General features: G+C 71.7%; 18 protein-coding genes. 11 read left to right on the top strand and 7 right to left on the bottom strand.

Annotated elements, in window-relative coordinates; translation table 11 throughout:
- Positions 1-15: 15 nt before the first annotated feature.
- Genes Psi02_RS29090 through Psi02_RS29080 form a run of 3 tightly spaced genes read left to right on the top strand, consistent with a single transcriptional unit; the run spans position 16 to position 3,787 of the window.
- A complete protein-coding gene (locus tag Psi02_RS29090; RefSeq protein WP_203979039.1) occupies positions 16-1,506 on the top strand; it encodes a ferredoxin-like domain-containing protein in 1,491 nt (496 codons plus the stop codon).
- Positions 1,503-2,123 (top strand): precorrin-8X methylmutase, encoded by a 621-nt coding sequence (locus Psi02_RS29085; RefSeq protein WP_203979038.1) that lies wholly within the window; start codon positions 1,503-1,505, stop codon positions 2,121-2,123. The genes Psi02_RS29090 and Psi02_RS29085 overlap by 4 nt, the downstream gene beginning before the upstream one ends.
- Before the next feature lie 5 nt (positions 2,124-2,128).
- A complete protein-coding gene (locus Psi02_RS29080) occupies positions 2,129-3,787 on the top strand; it encodes a precorrin-2 C(20)-methyltransferase (RefSeq protein WP_203979037.1) in 1,659 nt (552 codons plus the stop codon).
- 95 nt (positions 3,788-3,882) lie between these two features.
- Here Psi02_RS29080 and Psi02_RS29075 read toward each other — a convergent pair whose 3' ends face one another.
- Positions 3,883-4,617 (bottom strand): cobalt-precorrin-6A reductase, encoded by a 735-nt coding sequence (locus Psi02_RS29075; protein WP_203979036.1) that lies wholly within the window; start codon positions 4,615-4,617, stop codon positions 3,883-3,885.
- A 200-nt stretch (positions 4,618-4,817) separates the two neighbouring features.
- Between Psi02_RS29075 and Psi02_RS29070 the strand changes: the two genes are divergently transcribed.
- Positions 4,818-5,918, top strand: a complete 1,101-nt coding sequence (locus Psi02_RS29070; protein ID WP_203979035.1) for a cobalt-precorrin-5B (C(1))-methyltransferase — start codon at positions 4,818-4,820, stop codon at positions 5,916-5,918.
- Positions 5,919-5,983: 65 nt separating this feature from the next.
- Here the strand turns inward: Psi02_RS29070 and cobM are convergent, their stop codons facing one another.
- The 5 genes from cobM to Psi02_RS29045 all read right to left on the bottom strand — a co-directional run bounded on the left by cobM (position 5,984) and on the right by Psi02_RS29045 (position 11,243).
- Positions 5,984-6,727 (bottom strand): precorrin-4 C(11)-methyltransferase, encoded by a 744-nt coding sequence (gene cobM, locus Psi02_RS29065; RefSeq protein ID WP_203979034.1) that lies wholly within the window; start codon positions 6,725-6,727, stop codon positions 5,984-5,986.
- Positions 6,724-8,127: a precorrin-6y C5,15-methyltransferase (decarboxylating) subunit CbiE gene (cbiE, locus tag Psi02_RS29060; RefSeq protein ID WP_203979033.1), complete on the bottom strand. Its 1,404-nt coding sequence runs from the start codon at positions 8,125-8,127 to the stop codon at positions 6,724-6,726. The genes cobM and cbiE overlap by 4 nt, the downstream gene beginning before the upstream one ends.
- The gene (locus Psi02_RS29055; protein ID WP_203979032.1) at positions 8,124-8,519 is read right to left on the bottom strand and encodes a pyridoxamine 5'-phosphate oxidase family protein; all 396 of its coding nucleotides are present in this window, start codon (positions 8,517-8,519) and stop codon (positions 8,124-8,126) included. Before Psi02_RS29055 ends, cbiE begins: the two co-directional genes overlap by 4 nt.
- Before the next feature lie 97 nt (positions 8,520-8,616).
- Positions 8,617-9,285 carry a response regulator gene (locus Psi02_RS29050; RefSeq protein ID WP_239095244.1) on the bottom strand — a complete coding sequence of 223 codons (669 nt, stop codon included), beginning with the start codon at positions 9,283-9,285 and terminating at the stop codon, positions 8,617-8,619.
- On the bottom strand, positions 9,282-11,243 hold the full coding sequence (locus Psi02_RS29045; RefSeq protein WP_203979031.1) for a sensor histidine kinase: 1,962 nt from the start codon (positions 11,241-11,243) through the stop codon (positions 9,282-9,284). The genes Psi02_RS29050 and Psi02_RS29045 overlap by 4 nt, the downstream gene beginning before the upstream one ends.
- Before the next feature lie 160 nt (positions 11,244-11,403).
- Between Psi02_RS29045 and Psi02_RS29040 the strand changes: the two genes are divergently transcribed.
- Positions 11,404-12,138, top strand: coding sequence for a DUF4386 family protein (locus Psi02_RS29040; RefSeq protein ID WP_203979030.1), 735 nt, complete (start codon positions 11,404-11,406; stop codon positions 12,136-12,138).
- An 83-nt stretch (positions 12,139-12,221) separates the two neighbouring features.
- Here the strand turns inward: Psi02_RS29040 and Psi02_RS29035 are convergent, their stop codons facing one another.
- Positions 12,222-13,010, bottom strand: coding sequence for a class I SAM-dependent methyltransferase (locus Psi02_RS29035; RefSeq protein WP_203979029.1), 789 nt, complete (start codon positions 13,008-13,010; stop codon positions 12,222-12,224).
- Between the two features lie 108 nt (positions 13,011-13,118).
- On the opposite strand from Psi02_RS29035, the gene Psi02_RS29030 reads away from it, so the two are divergent.
- From Psi02_RS29030 to Psi02_RS29005, 6 genes are all read left to right on the top strand, one after another.
- The gene (locus Psi02_RS29030; RefSeq protein WP_203979028.1) at positions 13,119-13,772 is read left to right on the top strand and encodes a PadR family transcriptional regulator; all 654 of its coding nucleotides are present in this window, start codon (positions 13,119-13,121) and stop codon (positions 13,770-13,772) included.
- Positions 13,773-13,931: 159 nt separating this feature from the next.
- On the top strand, positions 13,932-14,930 hold the full coding sequence (locus Psi02_RS29025) for an ATP-binding cassette domain-containing protein (protein WP_239095243.1): 999 nt from the start codon (positions 13,932-13,934) through the stop codon (positions 14,928-14,930).
- Positions 14,927-15,703, top strand: a complete 777-nt coding sequence (locus tag Psi02_RS29020) for an ABC transporter permease (RefSeq protein WP_203979027.1) — start codon at positions 14,927-14,929, stop codon at positions 15,701-15,703. Before Psi02_RS29025 ends, Psi02_RS29020 begins: the two co-directional genes overlap by 4 nt.
- 138 nt (positions 15,704-15,841) lie before the next feature.
- Positions 15,842-17,227 (top strand): serine hydrolase domain-containing protein, encoded by a 1,386-nt coding sequence (locus Psi02_RS29015; RefSeq protein ID WP_203979026.1) that lies wholly within the window; start codon positions 15,842-15,844, stop codon positions 17,225-17,227.
- Positions 17,228-17,867: 640 nt separating this feature from the next.
- Positions 17,868-18,428: a hypothetical protein gene (locus Psi02_RS29010; protein WP_203979025.1), complete on the top strand. Its 561-nt coding sequence runs from the start codon at positions 17,868-17,870 to the stop codon at positions 18,426-18,428.
- Between the two features lie 15 nt (positions 18,429-18,443).
- Positions 18,444-20,519 carry a flotillin family protein gene (locus Psi02_RS29005; RefSeq protein ID WP_203979024.1) on the top strand — a complete coding sequence of 692 codons (2,076 nt, stop codon included), beginning with the start codon at positions 18,444-18,446 and terminating at the stop codon, positions 20,517-20,519.
- Positions 20,520-20,663 lie beyond the last annotated feature (144 nt).

Here is a 20,663-nt window from a genome sequence, read left to right as displayed (position 1 = left end):
GTTAACATCCTGTTCGTGGCGATTGGCGACTTTTCCGGACGTGCGCACCTCGACGCATGTCCGGGGGCGCTGCAGGTGCACACTGCCGCCGACGGCGGCCTTGCCCGCGTCCGCGTACCCGGAGGCGCCGTCTCGGTGGCCCAACTGCGCGAACTGGCCGCCTGCGCGGACGAACTGGGCTCGGGTGTCATCGAGCTGACTTCACGGGCGAACGTCCAGGTGCGCGGGCTCGGCTCCGCCCCGGCCTTCGCCGAGCGCATGGCCGCCGCCGGGCTCCTGCCGTCCGACACGCACGAACGGGTGCGCAACATCATCGCGTCCCCACTCTCCGGCCGCTCCGGCTCGACCCTGCTGGACGTGCGCCCCCTGGTCGCGGCGCTGGACCTGGCCCTGTGCGCCAGGCCGCGGATGGCGGAGCTGTCCGGGCGCTTCCTGTTCGCTCTGGACGACGGCACCGGCGACGTGACCGGGCTCGGCGCCGACGTCACGCTCGTCGCGAGATCGCGTACGGCATGGGCCGTCCTGCTCGCCGGCGTGGAAGCCGGGACCATCCAGGTGGCGGACGATTCCGCCGGGGTGACGGGCGATCCGGTCGGCGTCCTGGTGGCGGTCGCGGACGCGTTCCTCGACGAGCGGGCCGCCCAGGGCGGTGCCGCGTGGCGTCTGTCCGAACTCGAAGACGGTCCCGCGCGCGTCGCCGCCCGCCTGCACCTCGACTCGGCGGTTGTGAGCAGCCCCACATCAGATCCCGTACGGACGACCGCGGCGGTGCGGGAACCGGGGCTCGTGGAGCAGCGGGACGGGAGAGTCGCCCTGGAGGTCGTGGTCCCGCTCGGCAGGCTGTCCGCCGCCCAGGCGCTTCTCCTCGCCGACGCTGCAGCGGCCACCGGTCAGGTCGGACACGTTGTCGGACACGTTGCCGGTCAGGTCGCCGGTCAGGTCGCCGGGCGGGCCGTTGTGGCGGTCGACGGCGTCGGCGGCGGAGACGAGCCGCCTTCGGTACGGCTGACGCCGTGGCGGACGGTCGTCGTGCCGGACCTGACACGGGCCCAGGCCGCCATCTGGACGCCGATCCTCACCCAGGCCGGCCTGGTCGCAGACCCGTCGTCGCCATGGGTCGGCGTGAGCGCCTGCACCGGCAGGCCCGGCTGTGCCAAGTCGCTCGCCGACGTCCGGGCCGACGCGGCGCTCGGAGCGGCCGAGGCGGTCCACGAACGAGGGCTGCTGCCCGTGCACTGGGCCGGGTGCGAGCGCCGCTGCGGACGGCCACGCGGACGGGTCGTCGAGGTGGTGGCGACGGGCCGGGGATACCGGGTCGAGTTGGACGGCGACAGCCGTACCTGCTCCGACATGGACGAGGTGGCCGCCGCCGTTGCGGTGTTCAGCGCAGCCAAGACCAGCGCGCCCGGAACCAGCACGCCAGAGACCAGCGCGGCGCCCGTACCGGGTTCGCCTGCATCCAGTGCGGCCGCGTCGAGCGGGCCCACGTTCCGAGGGGAAAAGTGACCGACTACGTACGCGACGGCGCCGAGATCTACCGCCGGTCGTTCGCCACGATCCGCGCCGAGACCGACCTCACCCGGATGCCGCCGGATGTGGCCCAGGTGGCGGTGCGCATGGTGCACGCCTGCGGCATGACGGACCTGGTCGACGACCTCGGCTGGTCTCCCGCCGTCGTGTCGTCCGCGCGAGCGGCCCTGCGCGGTGGCGCCCCGGTCCTGTGCGACGCGGCGATGGTGGCCTCCGGCGTGACGCGACGGCGGCTTCCGGCGGACAACGAGGTGCTGTGCACTCTCGGCGACCCCCGCGTCCCCGATCTGGCCGAGCGGCTGGGCACCACCCGCAGCGCCGCGGCGCTGCAGTTGTGGGGGGACCGGCTCGGCGGCGCGGTCGTCGCGATCGGCAACGCGCCGACGGCCCTTTTCCGCCTACTGGAGTTGATCGCCGAGGGGGCGCCGCGTCCCGCCGCCGTGCTCGGCATCCCGGTGGGCTTCATCGGAGCAGCGGAGTCCAAGCAGGCGCTGGCGGACAGCGATCTGGAGTTTCTGGTGGTCCACGGCCGCAGGGGCGGCAGCGCGATGGTGGCGGCGGCGGTCAACGCCATCGCGAGTGAGCAGGAGTGAACGCGATGACAGGTCGGCTCTACGGTGTCGGGCTCGGCCCGGGAGATCCCGAGTTGGTGACGGTGAAGGCGGCCCGCCTGATCGGTGAGGCGGATGTGATCGCCTACCACAGCGCCAGGCACGGCCGGAGCATCGCCCGATCGATCGCTCTGCCGTACATGCGTGAAGGCCAGGTCGAGGAGCTCCTGCAGTATCCGCTGACCACCGAGACCACCGATCATCCCGGTGGTTACCAGGGCGCGCTCGACGACTTCTACGCCGTCTGCGCGGAGCGGCTCGCCGCCCACCTCGACGCGGGCAGGGTCGTGGTCGTGCTGTGCGAGGGAGACCCGCTCTTCTACGGGTCGTACATGCACATGCACAAGCGGCTCGCCCACCGCTATCCGACCGAGGTGGTTCCCGGCGTCACCTCGGTCAGCGGTGCGTCGGCGGTGCTCGGCCGCCCGCTGGTGGAGCGGGACGAGACGCTGACCGTCCTGCCGGGGACGCTTCCCGCCGACGTGCTGGCCGACAAGCTCCGGAACACGGACTCTGCCGCGGTGCTCAAGCTGGGCCGTACGTTCGAGAAGGTCCGTGACGCGCTCGCGGAGGCCGGACGTCTCGACGAGGCGTGGTACGTCGAGCGCGCCACGACGAAGGGCCAACGGGTCGCCCTGCTGAAGGACGTGGACCCGTCCGAGGTTCCGTACTTCTCGCTCGCGCTCATCCCGAGCCCCGCCGAGCGGACCTTCGTCCCCGAGCACCCCGGGCACCCCGGGCAGATCGAACAGGACGGGCAGGCAGAGCAGCCCGAGCAGACGGGCCAGACGGGCCAGACGGACCGCACAGAGCAGTCTGACCAGCAAGAGCAGACACAGCAGTCTGAGCAGACACAGCAGTCAGACCAGGCCACGTCATTCCGGCGGACCGGCGGGGAACGCGGGGGCCAGGTCACCGTCATCGGGCTCGGCCCGGCAGGGCGTCCGTGGCTCACCCCGGAGGCTCAGGAGGCCCTCGCCGACGCGACCGACCTGGTCGGATACGGACCCTACGTCGACCGGGTGCCGCCGAACCCCCGCCAGCGCCGCCATCGCACCGACAACCGGGTGGAGGCCGAGCGGGCCAGGCACGCCCTGGAGATGGCGCTCGACGGCGCGCGGGTGGCGGTGGTGTCCTCGGGCGATCCGGGGGTCTTCGCCATGGCCAGCGCGGTGCTGGAGGCGGCCGGCGAGGAGCGGTACGCCGGGGTGCCCGTCCGGATCGTGCCGGGGCTCACCGCGGCGCAGGCGGTGGCCAGCAGGGCTGGTGCGCCGCTCGGCCACGACTACTGCGTGATCTCGCTCTCGGACCTGCTCAAGCCGTGGGAGGTCGTCGCGGACCGCATCTCGGCCGCGGCGAAGGCCGACATGGTGCTGGCCGTCTACAACCCGGCCTCGCGCAGCCGTGCCTGGCAGGTGGGCGCGGCCCGCGACCTGCTGCTGGAACACCGCGAGCCGGGGACGCCCGTGGTCGTCGGGCGTGACGTCGGCGGACCGGAGGAGAGCATCACGATCACGACGCTGGGTGCGCTCGACCCTTCGACGATCGACATGCGATGCCTGCTGCTCGTCGGCTCCTCGACCACGCGCGTGGTCGAGCGCGAGGACGGTCCCGTGGTCTACACGCCGCGCCGCTACCCGTCGTGACGCCGGGCCACGACAGGGTCACCGCGCTCGGCCTCCCGCCGTCAGGAGCCGCCGAGCCGGCCCGCGGCGGGCTCATCGCACCCGGGCCGGGCCTGTCACCTGCCGCCGAGCCAGCCGACGGCGGCGTCGACCGTGCTCACGAGTCGTACGCCGTCGGGCAGCGGCGGCCGGTCCACCATGACGACGGGCAGGCCGAGTTCGCGGGCGGCGACCAGCTTCGCGGTGGTCATCGCACCCCCGCTGTCCTTGGTCACCAGCACGTCGAGGCGGTGCTCCGCGATGAGTTCGCGTTCGCCCTCCACGGTGTACGGGCCCCGGGCGAGCAGGATCCGTACGTTGGCCGGGATCGGAGGTTCGGGCGGGTCCACCGAACGGGCGAGGAACCACAGGCCGTCGATCGCCGTGAAGACCGGCAGGCTTCTGCGTCCTGTCGTGAGGAACACCTTCCGGCCGAGAGAGGGCAGCAGGCCCGCCGCCGCGTCGAGCGACGCGACGCGATGCCAGGAGTCGCCGGGACCCTCCGTCCAGCCGGGACGTCGCAACACCAACAGGGGGACGCCTGTGCGCCGCGCCACCTCGGCGGCCGACGCGCTCATCCGCGCGGCGAACGGGTGGGTCGCGTCGATGACGGAGTCGATCGCGTTGTCGTGGATCCAGGCCGCGAGGCCCTCCGGCCCGCCGAAGCCGCCCTCGTGCACCTCGCCGGCAGGCAGGCGCGGATTGCTCACCCGCCCGGCCAGCGACGACACCACGTGGATGCCCGGCTCAGGGGCGAGCGCGGCTGCCAGCGCCCTCGCCTCGGCGGTCCCGCCCAGGATCAGCACCCGCATGTCGTGCTCCCTTCCGCCTCGCGTCATGTCCTGCCGCCCCGCCCCGCGCCGCCGGTCGTCCGTCCCGCGCCGCTGTTCGTCCGTGGCACGTTCGTCCGCGGCCTGGTGGTTCGTGGTGCGTTCGTCCGTGGCCTGGTGGTTCGTGGTGCGTCCGTCTGTGGCCTGGTGGTTCGTGGTGCGTTCGTCTGCCGGGTCGTCCCATGAGCGCCCCGCTGCGTCACGGCTGGACCACCGGCGCGTGCGCGACCGCCGCCACCACCGCGGCCTATACGGCACTGCTCACCGGCGAGTTCCCCGATCCCGTGACGATCACGCTGCCCAAGGGCCGCACGCCCGCCTTCGCGCTGGCGCGTGAGTCGCTCGGTGACGGCTTCGCCGCGGCGTCGATCGTGAAGGACGCGGGCGACGACCCCGACGTGACGCACGGAGCGCTGATCTCCTCGTCGGTACGGCCAGGCCCTCCGGGAAGCGGCGTGACCTTCACCGCCGGACAGGGCGTCGGCACGGTCACCAAGCCGGGACTTCCGCTCGACGTGGGTGAACCGGCCATCAACCCGGTGCCGCGCCGGATGATGCGGGAGCACGTCGCCGAGGTGGCGGCGGCACACGGCGGCACCGGCGACATCGTGGTGGAGATCTCGGTGGAGAACGGCGAGGAGTTGGCCCGCCACACGTGGAACCCGAGGCTGGGCATTCTCGGCGGGCTGTCGATCCTCGGGACGACAGGAGTGGTCGTGCCCTACTCGTGCTCGGCCTGGATCGACTCCATCAGGCGCGGAGTCGACGTCGCCAGGGCCGCCGGGCACGTGCACGTTGCCGGATGCACGGGAAGCACGTCGGAGCGCGTCGCCGCCGAGTTGTACGGCCTGCCCGACGACGCGCTGCTCGACATGGGCGACTTCGCGGGGGCGCTGCTGAAGTACCTGCGCCGCCACCCCGTGCCGCGGCTCACGGTCGCGGGGGGCGTCGGCAAGCTCTCCAAGCTGGCCGACGGGCACCTCGACCTGCACTCCGGCCGCTCGCAGGTCAATCCCGACCTGCTCGCGAGGCTCGTGCTCGACGGGGGAGGCGCCGCCGACCTCGCCGAGAGGGTCCGTGAGGCCAACACCGCGCTGCACGCGCTGCGCCTGTGCCAGGAGGCGGGCCTGCCCCTCGGTGACCTGGTGGCGGAGGGCGCCCGAGCCACGGCGGTCGAGGTGCTGCGGGAGGCCCCTGTCGAGGTCGACATCGTGGTGATCGACCGGGCCGGCGTGATCGTGGGACGGGCGGGGGGCCACGGTGTCGGCGACGGTCGCATCTGAGGGCATGCCGGCGTGGCTCGGGTCGTTCCTGGTGATGAGGCTGGCGGACACGGTATCGACGACGGTCACGACCGCCGGCGGCCGGCCGAGTAGAGGTGGCTGTCGGGGAACTGCGACGCCGCGAGCACCCGCCCCACCACGATGACCGCCGTGCGTTTGACTCCGGCCTGCCGTACCTGGTCGGCGATGTCCGCGAGCGTGCCGCGGAGGATCACCTCGTCGTCACGGCTCGCCCGTGCCACGACCGCGACGGGGCAGCCCGCGCCGTACGAGGGCAGGAGTTCCGCGACGACCTCCTCGATCCGCTGGACGGCCAGGTGCAGCACCATGGTCGCCGTGCTCGCCGACAGCGTCCCGAGGTCCTCGCCCTCCGGCATCGGCGTCGCCCGCGCGGACGTGCGCGTGAGGATGACCGTCTGGCCGACGCCGGGGACGGTGAGCTCCCGGCCCAGCGAGGCGGCCGCCGCGGCGAAGGCGGGGACTCCCGGCACCACGTCGTAGGGGATGTCGAGCGTGTCCAGCCGGCGCATCTGCTCGGCCACGGCGCTGAACACCGAGGGGTCGCCCGAGTGCAGCCGTGCCACGTCCTGCCCCGCGTCGTGCGCGGCGGACATCTCGTCGATGATCTCGTCGAGCGTCAGATCGGCGGTGTCGACCATCCGGGCACCGTCAGGGCAGGAGCCGAGCAGCTCACGGGGGACCAGCGACCCGGCATAAAGGCAGACGGGCGACGACTCCAGCACCCGCAGCCCGCGTAACGTGATGAGGTCGGCCGCCCCCGGGCCCGCGCCGACGAAGTGCACCGTCATGAGAGATCTCCATCGCCCGCCGGCGCTCTGACGACAGGTCCGCCGGCCGCCGGCCCGGCAGCCTCGGATCCTTCGCCCGCCGGCTCTTCGACCGCCATGTCGGCGGTCCCGAGTTCTTCGACCGCCGTGCCGGCGGTCCCGAGTTCTTCGACCGCCGTGCCGGCGGTCCCGAGTTCTTCGACCGCCATGCCCGCGATCCCGGATTCTTTGACCACGGACCAGACGGTCACCGGCATCATGGCCCGCCATCCGGTGAAGCCGCCGACCGGGGAGGCCCGCTGCACCGAGAGGCGCACCAGGTCGCCGCCGAGCCTGCCGTACCACCGTGCGACGACCGCCTCGGACTCCAGGGTGACCGCGTTCGCCACGAGCCTTCCCCCGGGGCGCAGCGCCGTCCAGCATGCCTCGACCACCCCGGGCACGGTGACGCCACCGCCGACGAACACCGCGTCGGGCGCAGGCAGACCGGCCAGCGCCGCCGGGGCGGTCCCGTCCACCACGCGCAACCCCGGCACGCCCAGCGTCTCCGCGTTGCGGCGGATCCGCTCGCCGCGGTCGGCCCTGCCCTCCACCGCGACAGCCGTACAGGACGGGTGCATCCGCATCCACTCGATCGCGATGCTCCCCGCTCCCGCGCCGACGTCCCACAGCAGTTCGCCGGGGAGGGGGGCGAGCCGGGAGAGGCTGACGGCCCGCACCTCGCGCTTGGTGAGCTGCCCGTCGTGCTCGAACGCCTCGTCGGGCAGACCCGGGACGAGGGCGAGCGGCCGGGTGCCGGGGTCCGCCGCGCATTCGACGCCGATCACGTTGAGCGCGGGGGAAGCGGAGTGCGGCCAGCGCGCGGCGACACCGTCCCGCCGCGACTCGGCGTCCGAACCCAGATCGGACAGGACCGTCATGCCGCTCGCGCCGTAGCCGCGCGCGGTCAGCAGGGAGGCGACCTGGTCGGGGCCCCCGCCGTCTGCGCTGAGCACGATGAGGCGCCGCCCCGGTGAGACGGCGGCGTTCACGGTCGCGAGCGGGCGGCCGACGAGGCTCACCACCTCGACCTGCTCGACGGGCCAGCCGAGCCTCGCGCAGGCCAGCGAGAGCGACGACAGGTGGGGAAGCACGCGCAGCTTCTCGGGGCCGAGCAGGCGCACCAGTGTCGAGCCGACGCCGAAGAACATGGGGTCGCCGCTGGCGAGGACGCAGACGGCCCTGGCCGCGTGCGCCTCGATCAGACCGGGCAGCGCTGGCAGGAGGGGGGACGGCCAGGCGATCCGCTCACCAGTGAAGCCGGGGATCAGTTCGAGCTGTCTGGCCGCGCCGATCAGCACCTCGGCGGCTTCGACGGCCGCACGGGAGGAGGGGGAGAGACCGGCCCATCCGTCGGCGCCGATCCCGACAACGGTGATCACACGTTTCCCAGCACACGGGTCACCCGGATCTCCAGCACCACGCGGGCCGGGTTGGGACGCGGCTGCTTGTACCGTTCGGAGTACCGGCGCTCGGCGTCGGCGATCTGCTCGGGCTCGGTCCGCAGGACCGCCGTGCCTTCGAGCGTCGACCAGCGGCGCCCGTCGACCTGACAGACCGCGACCGGTGTGCCCTCGGGGCCCGCGGCGGCGACGCGGCGGGCCTTGTGCGAGGCGCCCGACGTGATCACCCGGGCCGTCGCCGAGTCGAGGTCGAGGGTCACGCCGACCGGCACCACGTGGGGCGTGCCGTCGGGCCGGACAGTGGTGAGCGTGCACAGGTGCCGCTCCCGCCAGAACCCGGCGAACTCCGTGCCGCGCTCGACCAGATTCACGCCGTACCCTTTCGTCCCGTTTCGGCCATCGTAGTGGCCGGGCGCCGGGGTCGGCGATGGACGAGCCGGCCGTCGTCCGCGGGATCCACCCGGCCGGTCAGGACTTGTGGCCGAGCCCGGCCTGGCGGGCGCGCACGATCGCCTCGGCGCGGTCGGCGACCTGGAGTTTGGCGAAGATCGCGGAGATGTGGTTGCTGACGGTCTTGGGGCTGATGACGAGGCGCCGGGCGATCACCGCGTTGGCGTGTCCGGCGGCGATGAGGTCGAGGACCTCGCGTTCCCTGCCGGTCAGCTCGGGGAACGGCTCCGCGGGCGACGCGTTCCGGCCGCCGCCGCCGGCGAAGAAGTCGATGATCCGGCGGGCCACCGTCGGCCCGAAGACGGCCTGACCGGCGGCGACGGAGCGAACGGCCGCGACGATCTCGTCCTGCTGGGCCCCCTTGACGAGATAGCCGGAGGCGCCCGCGCGCATCGCGGCGAAGACCGACTCGTCGTCTTCGAACATGGTCAGGACGAGCACACGGGTGGCGGGCGCGACGCGCAGGATCGACCGGGTCGCCTCCACGCCGTTGACCCCGGGCATGTGCAGGTCCATCACGACGACGTCGGGGTGGGTGAGCTGCGCCTCACGGCAGGCGGCCTCGCCGTCTCCCGCCTCGCCGACGATCTCGATGTCGGTCAGGGAGGCGACGAGGGCGCGCATGCCCTCGCGCATCATCGGATGGTCGTCGACGACGACCACGCGGATGGCGGCCTCGGTGCTCAATTCGGCTCCAGCGGCAGAAGGGCGTGGACGCGGCCACCACGGTCGGTGGGTCCCGCGCTGAGGACGCCTCCGAGTTCGGCGGCGCGTTCGTGCATGGACCGGAGGCCGACTCCATGCTGCCACGCGGCGACGCCGTTGCCGCCGTCGTCGCGCACCTCCAGATGCAGGGAGTGGTCGGCCCGCAGCGAGATGACGCACGAGCCGGCGCTGCCATGGCGCAGGGCGTTGGTGACCGCCTCCATGGCGATGCGGTAGGCCGCGACCTCCACGGCCGCGGGCAGCGAGGGAAGGTCGGCGGGGGAGTCGACGGTGACGACGAAGCGGCCGTCGTCCCTGCGCCAGGACTGCTCCGCGTGCTGGCGCAGGGCCCCGAGCAGCCCGAGCTCGTCCAGGTCGGGCGGCCGCAGGTCGTAGACGAGACGGCGGATGTCGGCGATGGCGCCGGTCAGGTCGGCGCGCAGGTCGAGCAGCAGCTTCCCGGAGCGGGCCGGATCGACTGCCTGGAGGTTGTGCGCCGCGTCCGCCTTGAGGGTGACGGCGGTCAGCGCGCTGCCGAGACCGTCGTGCAGGTCACGGCGCAGCCGCCGGCGTTCCTCCTCCCTGGCGGCGACGATGCGGGCACGCGACTCGCGCAGTTGCTCCGACAGGAGGACCGCCTGGAGCGCCACTCCGACGGGCGCGGCGAGCAGTTCGAGCGCACGCCTGTCGGCAGCCGACAGCCGGGACTCGCCCGAGCGCAGCCCCACCAGCAGGTCGGCGGGCGTGCCGTCCGCCACCTCCAGTCGCACGGTGTGCCGCACGTCCGGTGCCGCACCGAATGTGGCGATGAGCCGGCCGTCGGCGCTGACCGCGGCGTACGGCAGGCGCAACGCCTCACAGACCGCCCGGAGCACACCGTCCAGGCCGGCGCCGAGCCGCAGGCCCACGCTGGCGGCCGCCGCGGCCGGATCGTGCCGCCTGCCGTACATGAGCCGGTCCACGGCGGACTGCACGGCGGCGCGGGCGGGAGCGAACGCCAGCGCCACGACGCCTGTCGCCACCAATGGGCTGTCCAGACGTTCACGGGCCAGCGCGCCGAGAGCGGCGACGATGCCCAGGTAGGCGCCGATCACGCCCACGGTGAGCACGCCGTAGACGATGGACCGGTTGACGACCAGCCGGATGTCGTAGAGCCGGTGACGGACGATCGCGATCGTCGCGGCGGCCGGGATCAGCGGCAGGGTCAGCAGGAACAGGATCGGCCCGTCCGTGGTCACGACGCGCTGGACGTTGAGGACGAGGAAGACGGCCACCGCCCAGAGGGGCCACATCAGCTGGAGCCGTTGCTCTCCGCTCGAACGCCGGACCCGCAACCACAACGCGACGACGCTGGCCAGCAAGACGAGTCCCACGAGAACGACGGCCACGGGGACGATCGCCCCCACGACGCGTCCGGCCGCTTCCGGCAGCAGGGGGCTGCGGTCGGCGATGGGCTCTTTGTCGATCGCTCCAGGCTGCAACGTCAGAGCGGGGGTGAGCACGAGCAGGGCCAGGGTGGCGGCGGCCAGCGGCCGCCACCGCGGCGACAACGCCGTTCCGTCGGGGAACAGCTGCAGGATCAACGGCAGGCAGACCACCGGGCCCGGGATCCACACGGTGATGCCGACCACGTCGATCAGGCGCTCCCACCCCGGGGTCAGGGGGAACAGACCCGACTGCAGGCCCAGGCAGACCACGCTCGCCGCGTAGAACGCGCCGAACGCGACGAACAGCCGCCCGATGCGATGCCGCGGCCGGTGGGCCAGCACGAGGGCTCCGAACGCGGTGAACGTCACGGCGACCGCGGAGTTCGTCAGCAGGTACGTGTCGGCCGCGTCGCGCAGGTCGTAACCGCCGACGAACCACGACGCCCACGCGGCCGCGATCACCGTGACCGTGATCGTGAACGTGGTGATCGGCGCTGCCCGGCTGGCTGACATGGGACCCATCATCGGGTCCTGCGACTCCCAGGGCCATAGGAGCGGACTCCCATCCCCGCGGAGCGCGCCGGGGAACGGATGGGGGGCCGCGCCCACGAAGACGGGACCTCCGGCGGCCCACTCTCGACGAGAGAACACGATCACAGTCATCGGAGGATCCATGGAACACGAGTCCCGTACCGAGACGGCGAGCCGCGCGGCGGCGCCGGCGACCGGCAGGCCACTGCGTGACGTCCGCACGTTCTGGCGGATCCTGCTCGCGGTGATCACTCCGTTGCCGCTGCTCGCCCAGGCCCTCTACCACCTGCTGATGCCGGGTCCCGCCGACGGCGACTTCGCCGCCACGCTGGACATGGTCGCCGGCGGTCAGGGGACGGTGGGCGCGCTCCAGTGGGTGGGAGCCGTGTTCACCATCACGCTCATCCCGGCCACGTGCACGGTGGCGTGGGTCGCCCGGCGCGGCGCTCCCCGGCTCGCGACGGCCGGAGCCCTGCTGTCGCTTCTGGGGTTCCTCGCGTCGGCGCTGATGCCCAACGACCACCTCATCGCACTGGTCACTCTGGAAGAGGGGCTCGACCGAGGCGCGGCGACCGCGCTCGACCAGGCCCTGTGGGCGAACCCGGTCGTGTCCGCCGCCTCAGGCCTGTGGATCCTGGGGCTCACCATCGGCCTGGCGCTCTTGGGCGCCGCGCTGTGGCGCAGCCGCGTCGCGCCCGCCTGGATGGGCATCGCGCTCATGATCGCCGGACCCACCCATCCCTTCATCCCCGGTCAGATCGGCAGCGCCGCGGGCCTGGCGGTCGGCGCTGTGGGCATGGCCGGAGCAGGCGTCGCCCTCCTGCGCATGCGCGACGACGAGTTCGACCTGCCACCCGGGCGACGGTCCCAGGCCTGACGACCAGGGAACACGCGCGGTGGGCTGCGGCCTGACGACCAGGAACACGCGCTGACGCGCGGTGGGCTGCGGCCTGCCGCGCGTCAGCGTCCGTTCGAGAGGTGGGTGTCGGACAGGCGCAGCAGGGTGAGGTAGCGCTTGACGATCCGCCCGCCGTACCGGCCGTCGATGAGGGCGGCGATGCAGTCGAGCAACCCGGCTCTGGCGTCGGCGGGCAGCGCCCGGTGGCCGGAGTAGGTGGACAGCACGTCGAGGTACTCGGCCGTGGTGTAGCCCTGTTCCCATTCGAACCGGCGGAACCGCGAGACGCCGAACCGGCCTGAACCGTCGATCTCGGCGCTGTCGGACGGCAACGCGACGGCCGGCGGCAACGTCTCGCCTGGCGGCGTGTCCGGGTCGAACCTCTCGTAGCACCGCTGGGAGTCCGCGAAGAAGGGGACCGTCCCGCCCTTGATGTGGTGCGTGGAGATGACGGCGAGGGTGCCTCCGGGGCGCAGCGCGTCCGCGGCCTTGGCGACGCGCACGGCCGGGTCGATCCAGTGGAAGCTGGTGGCCGCCAGGACGACGTCGAACGGCTCGGGCGGCAGCGGCCAGTCCTCGAAGGCGGCGTTGACGACCTCGACGCCGGGGAAGCCGGCGAGCTTGCGGCGGGCGAGGCGGGCCATCTGTTCGCCGAGCTCTATCGCGACGATCCGGCACCCGCGCTCGGCGAGCGGCACGGTCGCCTGCCCGGTGCCGCAGCCGATCTCCAGCACCCGGCTTCCTCGCGGGACCTCATCGAAGAGCTCGGCGGGATAGCCGGGCCGGACCCTGTCATAGAGCTCAGCGTCCTCAGTGAACGTACGGCGAAGCCTTTCGCGGTCCGCGGCCATACCCGAAGGCTACGCGCGCCGTACGGATCCGTGTTCCGGAGTATTGCCGACGGATACTCGCAGACGTATACTCGCATACGAGTAATCGGTGGCGAGCATCGGAGGGTCATGGCCAAGCGACGAAAGGTCGGCAACCTGCTGGCGCTCGCCGTGCTCTCCGCGGTCGTGGAACGGCCGATGCACCCCTACGAGATGGCCACGGTGCTCCGCGAGCGGGGCAAGGACCGCGACATGAACATCAAGTGGGGCTCCCTCTACACCGTCGTGCGGAACATGGAGAAGCACGGCTTTCTGGAGGCGACGGAGAGCGTCCGGGAGGGTGGCCGCCCCGAGCGGACGGTCTACGGGATCACCGACGCCGGCCGCGAGGAACTCGTCGACTGGGCGCGTGAGCTGATCTCCACGCCCGAGCGCGAGTTCTTCCGGTTCGAAGCCGGCCTCTCGGTGCTGGCCGTCCTGTCGCCCGACGAGGCGACGAGCCTGCTCGGGCGACGGCTCGGCCTGCTGGAGGCGGAGATCGCCGAAGAGCGGGAGGCGCTGGCGAGGTACGGCCGCGAGATGTCCCGGCTGTTCCTCATCGAGGAGGAGTTCGACCTGGCCATGCGCGAGGCGGAGGCGGCCTGGGTCCGCTCACTGCTCGACGAGCTGACGTCGGGTTCGCTGCCGGACCTCGACCTCTGGCGGCGGTTCCACGAGACCGGTGTGATCCCCCCCGAGGTGCTCGACATCGCGGAAAGGAGCCGTACGAAGGACCAGACCTGAGAAGGACCCCGGCGAGGGTGCTGCAACACCCCCGCCGGCGTCCTCAGCCTCGAACCGAACCCGCGGAAGGGAACCAGCCCGAGGTGGCAACCGCAAGGATAGCTGGGCTTCATTCCACGGGCCGGTTCGGACGATCAAGATCCGAAACCGGAGGAATCCATGCAGACCACGGCGATGAACGCCGTCGAGGCCGACAGCCTCGTGAAGACCTATCCCGGCGGCGTGAAGGCGCTCGACGGGTTGTCGATCACGGTCAGGCCGGGGGAGGTGTTCGGGCTGCTCGGCCCGAACGGCGCCGGCAAGTCGACCACCATCAAGATCCTTACGACTCTGGTCCGGCCCGATTCCGGCACCGCGACCATCGCGGGGCACGCAGTCCTGAGCCACCCCGACCGGGTGCGCCGGGTCATCGGCGTCGTGTCGCAGCGCTCCGGCGCCGACCCGATGGCGAGCGGGCGCGACAACCTGGTGTTACAGGCACACCTGTACGGCATGCGCGGAGCCGAGCTGGAGCGCCGCGTCGCGGAACTGCTCGACAGGTTCGACCTCGGCGACGCCGCCGGCCGCCAGGTCAGGACGTACTCGGGCGGCATGCAGCGCAGGCTGGACGTGGCGCTCGGGCTGGTCCACCGGCCCCGCGTCCTGTTCCTCGACGAGCCCACCACCGGGCTCGACCCCGAGGCGCGGGCCGCCATGTGGGAGGAGATCGCCCGCCTGGCCGGTGACGACTCGCTGGCGATCCTGCTCACCACGCACTACCTGGACGAGGCCGACCGTCTCGCCGGGCGGCTGGCCATCGTCGACGGCGGCAGGGTCGTCGCGGAGGGCACCCCCGAGGGGCTCAAGGCCGAGTTGCGCGGCGACGCCGTACATCTCGAGTTGCGCGAGGCGCCGGACGAACAGCGGGTGCGGTCCCTCATCGCGGCACTTTCCGGCATACGGGAGATCGTGTTCGACGGGCGGAGGCTCAGCGCCCGGGCCGACGACGGCGCGGCGGCCGTGCCGATCGCCCTCGCGGCGCTCGACCAGGCCGGAGTGCCGGTCGCGGCGGTCACGGTGGCCAGGCCGTCGCTGGACGACGTCTACCTGCGTCACGCGGGCCGCCGTTTCGCCCAGACCGACGAACCCGTCACGGCCGGAGCGGGAGGCGCCCGATGAGCGGACTCTTCGTGCACACCTGGTGGATGTCCCACCGCCGTCTCAAGGCGTTGCTGCGCAACCCCGGCCTCGTGGTCATGACGCTGGTGCAGCCCGCGATCTGGCTCTTCCTGTTCGGGGGCCTGTTCAGGAAGGTCGCGGAGCTGCCGGGCTTCGGCGCCGCGTCCTACGTCGACTATCTGGTGCCCGGCGTCGTCGTGATGAGCGCGGTGTCGTCGAACATGTGGTCCGGCATGGGTGTCATCGACGAGATCGAGCGCGGCACGCTGAACCGTTTCCTCGTCTCGCCGGTGAGCCGCAGCGCCATCCTCAACGCCGGGGTCATCGAGCAGGCGGTGAGCACCGCGATCCAGTCGCTGATCATCATCCTCCTGGGACGGCTCGCGGGCGCGTCGTATCCCGGAGGCGTCCTCGGCGTGGTGGTGCTGGCCGTGGCGTCGATCCTGCTCGGGGCGATCTTCAGCGCCCTGTCGAGCACGATGGGCCTGCTGGTGCGCCAGAGGGAGACCATCATCGGGTTGAGCGTCTTCCTCCTGCTGCCGCTCACGTTCCTGTCCTCGGCGTTCATGGCCAAGAGCCTCATGCCGTCCTGGATCCAGAACGTGGCGGCGTTCAACCCGCTCAACTGGTCGCTGGACACCGCGCGCGGGGCGCTGGCCGCCGACCCGGACTGGCAGGCCGTCGCCGTCCACGGCGGCTGGCTGCTGGGCCTGGCGGCGTTGATGATCTGGCTGTCGACGTTGTCCTTCCGGAGCTACCAGAAGTCCATCTGAGTACGGCCCGGCCGGCCCCGCGTCCGTGGGGCCGGCCGGAGTGTTTCCGGAGATGGAGCGGGCAGTCGTTCCGGGAGATTGGCCGGTCGTTTTCGGGAGGATTAGAGTCGGACCCTCCCGGTGGAAGAGGAGCCGACCATGCTCGAGGGGCTTGCCGAACACGGTGCCGAGGTCGTGGCGGCGGGCGGGTGCGCCTCGGTCTCCGTCGCCGTCGCCCAGGGCGACTCCGTGGTGCACGCCGAGGCGTTCGGCCTGGCCGACGTCGCCATGGGACGCCGGGCCACCACGGACACCGCCTACCTGGTCGCGTCGGTGACCAAGCCCGTCACCGCGACCGCGGTGTGCGTGGCGGCCGACGCGGGGTCGCTGGATCTGGACGCGCCCGTCGAGGACTACCTGCCCGGCTGTCGGCTGCCCCGTTTCCGCATGCACCGCACGCCGACCGTGCGCGAGCTCCTCCAGCATCGCGGCGGGCTGGGGATCCACCACGACTTCTTCTACGCGGACTCGCCCGTGGCCAGGGCCGCGGCCCGGCGGACCGTGGAGCGGTACGGGACGCTGTACCGGGAGCCGGGCTCCCGCTTCGAATACTCCAACCTCGGCTACGGAATCCTCGACATGGTCCTGGAGTCGGTCACCGGGCAAGATCCTGCCGACTACGTCAGGGAGCAGGTCTTCGGCCCGCTCGGGTTGACGAGCTGCCACATCGGGCCCGCCTATCACGGGCCGGCGCAGGAGGCGCTGCGCTACACCGCCGACGGGCGGGTCTACCCCGTCTACGACAGCACCCACCGGGGCGCGTCCCTCGCCTGGGGGACGGCGGCCGACCTGGCCGTTTTCGGCCTGTCGCAGGCGGGCGGCCGAGGGGTTCTCCGTCCGGGAACCGCCGCCGAGATGCGCGCGGCGGCGCCGATCGACGACCGGCTCGGGTACGGCCTCGGCTGGTTCGTGTCGCGCGGCGGGCGTCACACGGTGCTCAGCCACAGCGGGAGCATGGGCGGGGTGGCCGCGTTGCTGGCCGTCGTCCCGGATCTGCGGTTGTCGGTGTGCGTGCTCACCAACCAGAGCGGTGGGCAGGCGCGGACGTCGGTGGCCGAGCACGTGCTGACCGAGCTCGTCGACGGCTTCACGCCGGACCTTCTTCCGCCCGGCGACGAGCGCGAGCGGCCCGTGGCCGTGCCGGCCGGGTCCTGGGAAGGGCGGGTGCGGGTCGCCGGCGCCGCCGACGTCTCCATCGCGCTGCGGCTCCACGCGGACGGGCGCGCCGAGGCCGGGGTGGATGGCGGTGAGATGATCGAGGCGCAGATCGTCACCGCCTCCGACTACTGGGACCTGCGCGTCGGAGTGCCGCTCCAGCTCCCCACCGCGGACGCGCTGGTCAACAGCCCCTACCTCGGGCTCGAACTCGATCTGCGCGGGGACGCTCTCGTCGGTGCCGCGCGGGCGATGAAGAACGGCGAGGGCGACGGCCTGCTCGGCAACTGCTACAGCCACTGGTGCGAACTGGAACCTCGCCGGAACTGACGCCTTCGAGAGGGGGCTCGCCTCGTTGAGAGGTGGCTCGCGTCTTCGAGAGGCGGCTTGCGTCTTCGAGAGGCGGCTCGCGTCGCCGGTTGGGTGTTCGCGGTACTCCATCAGAGGCGGACCCGGTCAGCGGCCATGGCCGATCGTTCCCGCAGCCGTCGTTGGACAAGCCGCGCCTCTCGCGTTTCTCACGGAAGCCGTCCGAGATTCCATGAGAAACGAAAAAGGCGGCGCCTTACCCCCATCCGCGGACTTCGGCCTCCTGAGAGGAGTCGGCGAGATCGCTAGGGCACCTGGCTGTCCGCCTCCGGCGAGCACCCCCATCCGCCGCCCCGACACTGCTCGTCGGTCGGTGCGGATGCCGGCTGTCTGGGCCTTGAGTCGCTCCTCGGCCCGCGCTCGGCCCGCGCTCGGCCCGCGCTCGGCCCGCCCTCGGCTCGGCCGCCCCCCGTAATTCCTTGAACGGCATTCCGCCGTACGCCGACGATGCCTTGGGCGCGTCGAGTGCCGTTGTGACAACAACGGGCCGACGCGGCGCAAAGTGCCCGATATTCGCATTGAATTTCTTAGTTACAAATGCCGGGTTATCAGGCAATAATGCATACGTCCCAGGGGGGACGTAGGTAAACGGTGGGAGTCGATGGGGGATTTCGTCGGCACGGCGCTCGGGTTTCCGGCCGTCCTGTTCAGCTTCATGTTGGTCGTCGTCATTGCTTATTGGGTGCTCGTTCTGCTCGGCGGGCTCGGGCTGGACCTTCCCGACGACTTCCTGTCCGGCATCGGCCTGCGTGGGCTCCCCGCGGGCGTCGTGCTCTCGCTCATGGTGGCGATCGCCTGGTTCGTCAGCCTCGTCGGCGTGACGCTGGTCGACGGGACGCTCGCCCGGACCGGCGTCCTGCTGGTCGCGCTGCTCACCGCGTGGCTGTTCACCCGCCTTTTGGCGCTGCCGTTCCGGCGGTTCCTGCCGCCGATCGCCGCGCCCTCGCGGAACGACTTCGTCGGCCGGATGTGCGTCATCCGCACCGGACGGGTCGGGCGTGACTTCGGCCAGGCCGAGGTGACCGCCGAGGACGGCTCCTCGGCGGTCATCCAGGTGCGGCAGACCGGCGAGGACGACCTTCGCGCCGGCAGTTCCGCCCTCATCTTCGACTATGACCCGGAGGGCGAGTTCTTCTGGGTCATGCCCTATGAAATGCACTGACAGGGGACCTTGCGAATGGATGTCATCACCACTGGAATGGGCGTGCTCTTAGGCGTCATCCTTCTCGTCGTCATCTGCATGGTGTTCGTCATCAGCCGCCTGTTCCGAAAGGTCGACCAGGGCAAGGCCCTGATCGTCTCCAAGGTGCGGAAAGTCGACGTCACGTTCACGGGGGCGATCGTCCTGCCCGTGCTGCACAAGTCGGAGACGATGGACATCTCGGTGAAGACCATCGAGATCACCCGGACCGGGCAGGAAGGGCTCATCTGCCGCGACAACATCCGGGCCGACATCCGCATCACGTTCTTCGTCCGAGTCAACAAGACCGTCGAGGACGTCATCAAGGTCGCCCAGGCGATCGGCACCGCCAGGGCCAGTGACGAGCAGACGCTGCAGGTGCTGTTCAACGCCAAGTTCTCCGAGGCGCTCAAGACGGTCGGCAAGCAACTCGACTTCGTCGATCTCTACACCAAGCGCGACGAGTTCCGGGACCAGATCGTCCGTGTGATCGGCACCGACCTGAACGGCTACAGCCTCGAGGACGCCGCCATCGACTACCTCGAGCAGACGCCCATGGCCCAGCTCGACCCGGCCAACATCCTCGACGCCCAGGGCATCCGCAAGATCACCGAGCTGACCGCGATCGAGCACGTCAGGACCAACGAGTACCAGCGCAACGAGGAGAAGGAGATCACCCGCCAGAACGTCGACGCGCGGGAGGCCATCCTCGAGCTGGAGCGGCGGCAGGCCGACGCGGAGACGAAGCAGAAGCGTGAGATCGAGACCATGCGGGCGCGTGAGGAGGCGGAGACCTCCAAGGTGCGGGCCGAGGAGCGACTCAAGGCGCAGACGGCCAGCATCCGCACCGACGAGCAGTTGGGCGTCCAGAACGAGAACCGGGCCAGGGAGGTCGCCGTCGCGGAGAAGAACCGCGAGCGCGTCATCGCGATCGAGACCGAGCGGATCGAGAAGGACCGCATGCTCGAGGTGATCGCCCGGGAGCGCGAGACCGAGCTGTCGCGCATCGCCAAGGACAAGGAGCTCGAGGTCGAGAAGCGGGCCATCGCCGAGGTGATGCGCGAGCGGATCGCGGTGGACAAGACGGTCGCCGAGCAGGAGGAGACCATCAAGCGCCTGCGGGTGGTCGAGGAGGCCGAGCGCACGCGCCAGGCGCTGGTGATCCAGGCCGAGGCCGAGGCGCAGGAGAACCTGGTCAAGGACATCAAGGCGGCCGAGGCCGCCGAGCAGGCCGCCAAGCACAAGGCCCGTGAAGAGGTCGTCCTCGCCGAGGCCCGTCAGCAGGCGGCCGAGCTGGACAGCCGAGCGAAGATCCGCCTCGCGGAGGGGCTCCAGGCGGAGGCCGCGGCGGCCGGGCTCGCCGAGGTCCAGGTGCGCGAGCGCGACGCGGAGGCCATCGAGAAGGTGGGCCGCGCGGAGGCCGCCGTCGACAGGGAGAAGGGGCTCGCCGCTGCCTTGGCCATCGGCGAGAAGCTCAAGGCGGAGGCCGAAGGCGAGCAGGCGAAGGCGCTCGCGGCCGCGGCCGCGGTGGGCGAGAAACTGAAGGCCGAGGCCGAGGGTCTCACCGAGAAGGCGGCGGCGATGGCCGCGCTCGACGATGCGAGCCGGGGACATGAGGAGTACCGCCTGCGACTGGAGGCGGACAAGGAGGTCCGGCTCAGGAGCATCGAGGTCCAGCGGGAGATCGCCGAGTCGCAGGCGGTCGTGCTGGCGGCGGGGCTGGAGAAGGCCGACATCGACATCGTCGGCGGCGACACCGTCTTCTTCGATCGGCTGATGAGCTCGATCTCGATGGGCAAGAGCGTCGACGGCTTCATCGAGAACTCCACCGTCGCGAGCGCGGTCACCCGGCCGTACCTGGACGGGACCGCCAGTCTCACCCAGGACCTCAGTCGGATGCTCGGGTCGCTGGACACGGCGGACGTGCGGAACCTCACGCTCTCCGCGCTCCTGGTGAAGCTCATCAAGTCGGGCGGCCCCGACACGGACAAGCTGCAGGCGCTGCTGAGCGCCGCGCAACGGCTCGGCGTCGCCGAGCAGCCGGTGGCGGCACTGGACGCGGTGAAGCACTGAAGCAGCGACACCGACGAAGAGGCATCGACGAACCCGTGACAGAGGTTTCCGTGACAGAGGCCGCCGGGACAGACACCGCAGGGACCACCGGTACAGGCACAACCGGTACAGGGACAACCGGTACAGGGACCGCCCAGACCAGCC

The organism is Planotetraspora silvatica (assembly GCF_016863315.1).
Classification (GTDB): Bacteria; Actinomycetota; Actinomycetes; order Streptosporangiales; family Streptosporangiaceae; genus Planotetraspora; species Planotetraspora silvatica.
This window is presented reverse-complemented; position numbering and strand designations above follow the sequence as displayed.

Bases quoted from the DNA above. Each gene is read 5' to 3' on its own strand.
- Psi02_RS29080 (WP_203979037.1), top strand. From the start codon at position 2,129: ATGACAGGTCGGCTCTACGGTGTCGGGCTCGGCCCGGGAGATCCCGAG.
- Psi02_RS29075 (WP_203979036.1), bottom strand. From the start codon at position 4,617: ATGCGGGTGCTGATCCTGGGCGGGACCGCCGAGGCGAGGGCGCTGGCA.
- Psi02_RS29070 (WP_203979035.1), top strand. From the start codon at position 4,818: ATGAGCGCCCCGCTGCGTCACGGCTGGACCACCGGCGCGTGCGCGACC.
- cobM (WP_203979034.1), bottom strand. From the start codon at position 6,727: ATGACGGTGCACTTCGTCGGCGCGGGCCCGGGGGCGGCCGACCTCATC.
- Psi02_RS29045 (WP_203979031.1), bottom strand. From the start codon at position 11,243: ATGTCAGCCAGCCGGGCAGCGCCGATCACCACGTTCACGATCACGGTC.
- Psi02_RS29040 (WP_203979030.1), top strand. From the start codon at position 11,404: ATGGAACACGAGTCCCGTACCGAGACGGCGAGCCGCGCGGCGGCGCCG.
- Psi02_RS29035 (WP_203979029.1), bottom strand. From the start codon at position 13,010: ATGGCCGCGGACCGCGAAAGGCTTCGCCGTACGTTCACTGAGGACGCT.
- Psi02_RS29030 (WP_203979028.1), top strand. From the start codon at position 13,119: ATGGCCAAGCGACGAAAGGTCGGCAACCTGCTGGCGCTCGCCGTGCTC.
- Psi02_RS29025 (WP_239095243.1), top strand. From the start codon at position 13,932: ATGCAGACCACGGCGATGAACGCCGTCGAGGCCGACAGCCTCGTGAAG.
- Psi02_RS29020 (WP_203979027.1), top strand. From the start codon at position 14,927: ATGAGCGGACTCTTCGTGCACACCTGGTGGATGTCCCACCGCCGTCTC.
- Psi02_RS29015 (WP_203979026.1), top strand. From the start codon at position 15,842: ATGCTCGAGGGGCTTGCCGAACACGGTGCCGAGGTCGTGGCGGCGGGC.
- Psi02_RS29010 (WP_203979025.1), top strand. From the start codon at position 17,868: ATGGGGGATTTCGTCGGCACGGCGCTCGGGTTTCCGGCCGTCCTGTTC.
- Psi02_RS29005 (WP_203979024.1), top strand. From the start codon at position 18,444: ATGGATGTCATCACCACTGGAATGGGCGTGCTCTTAGGCGTCATCCTT.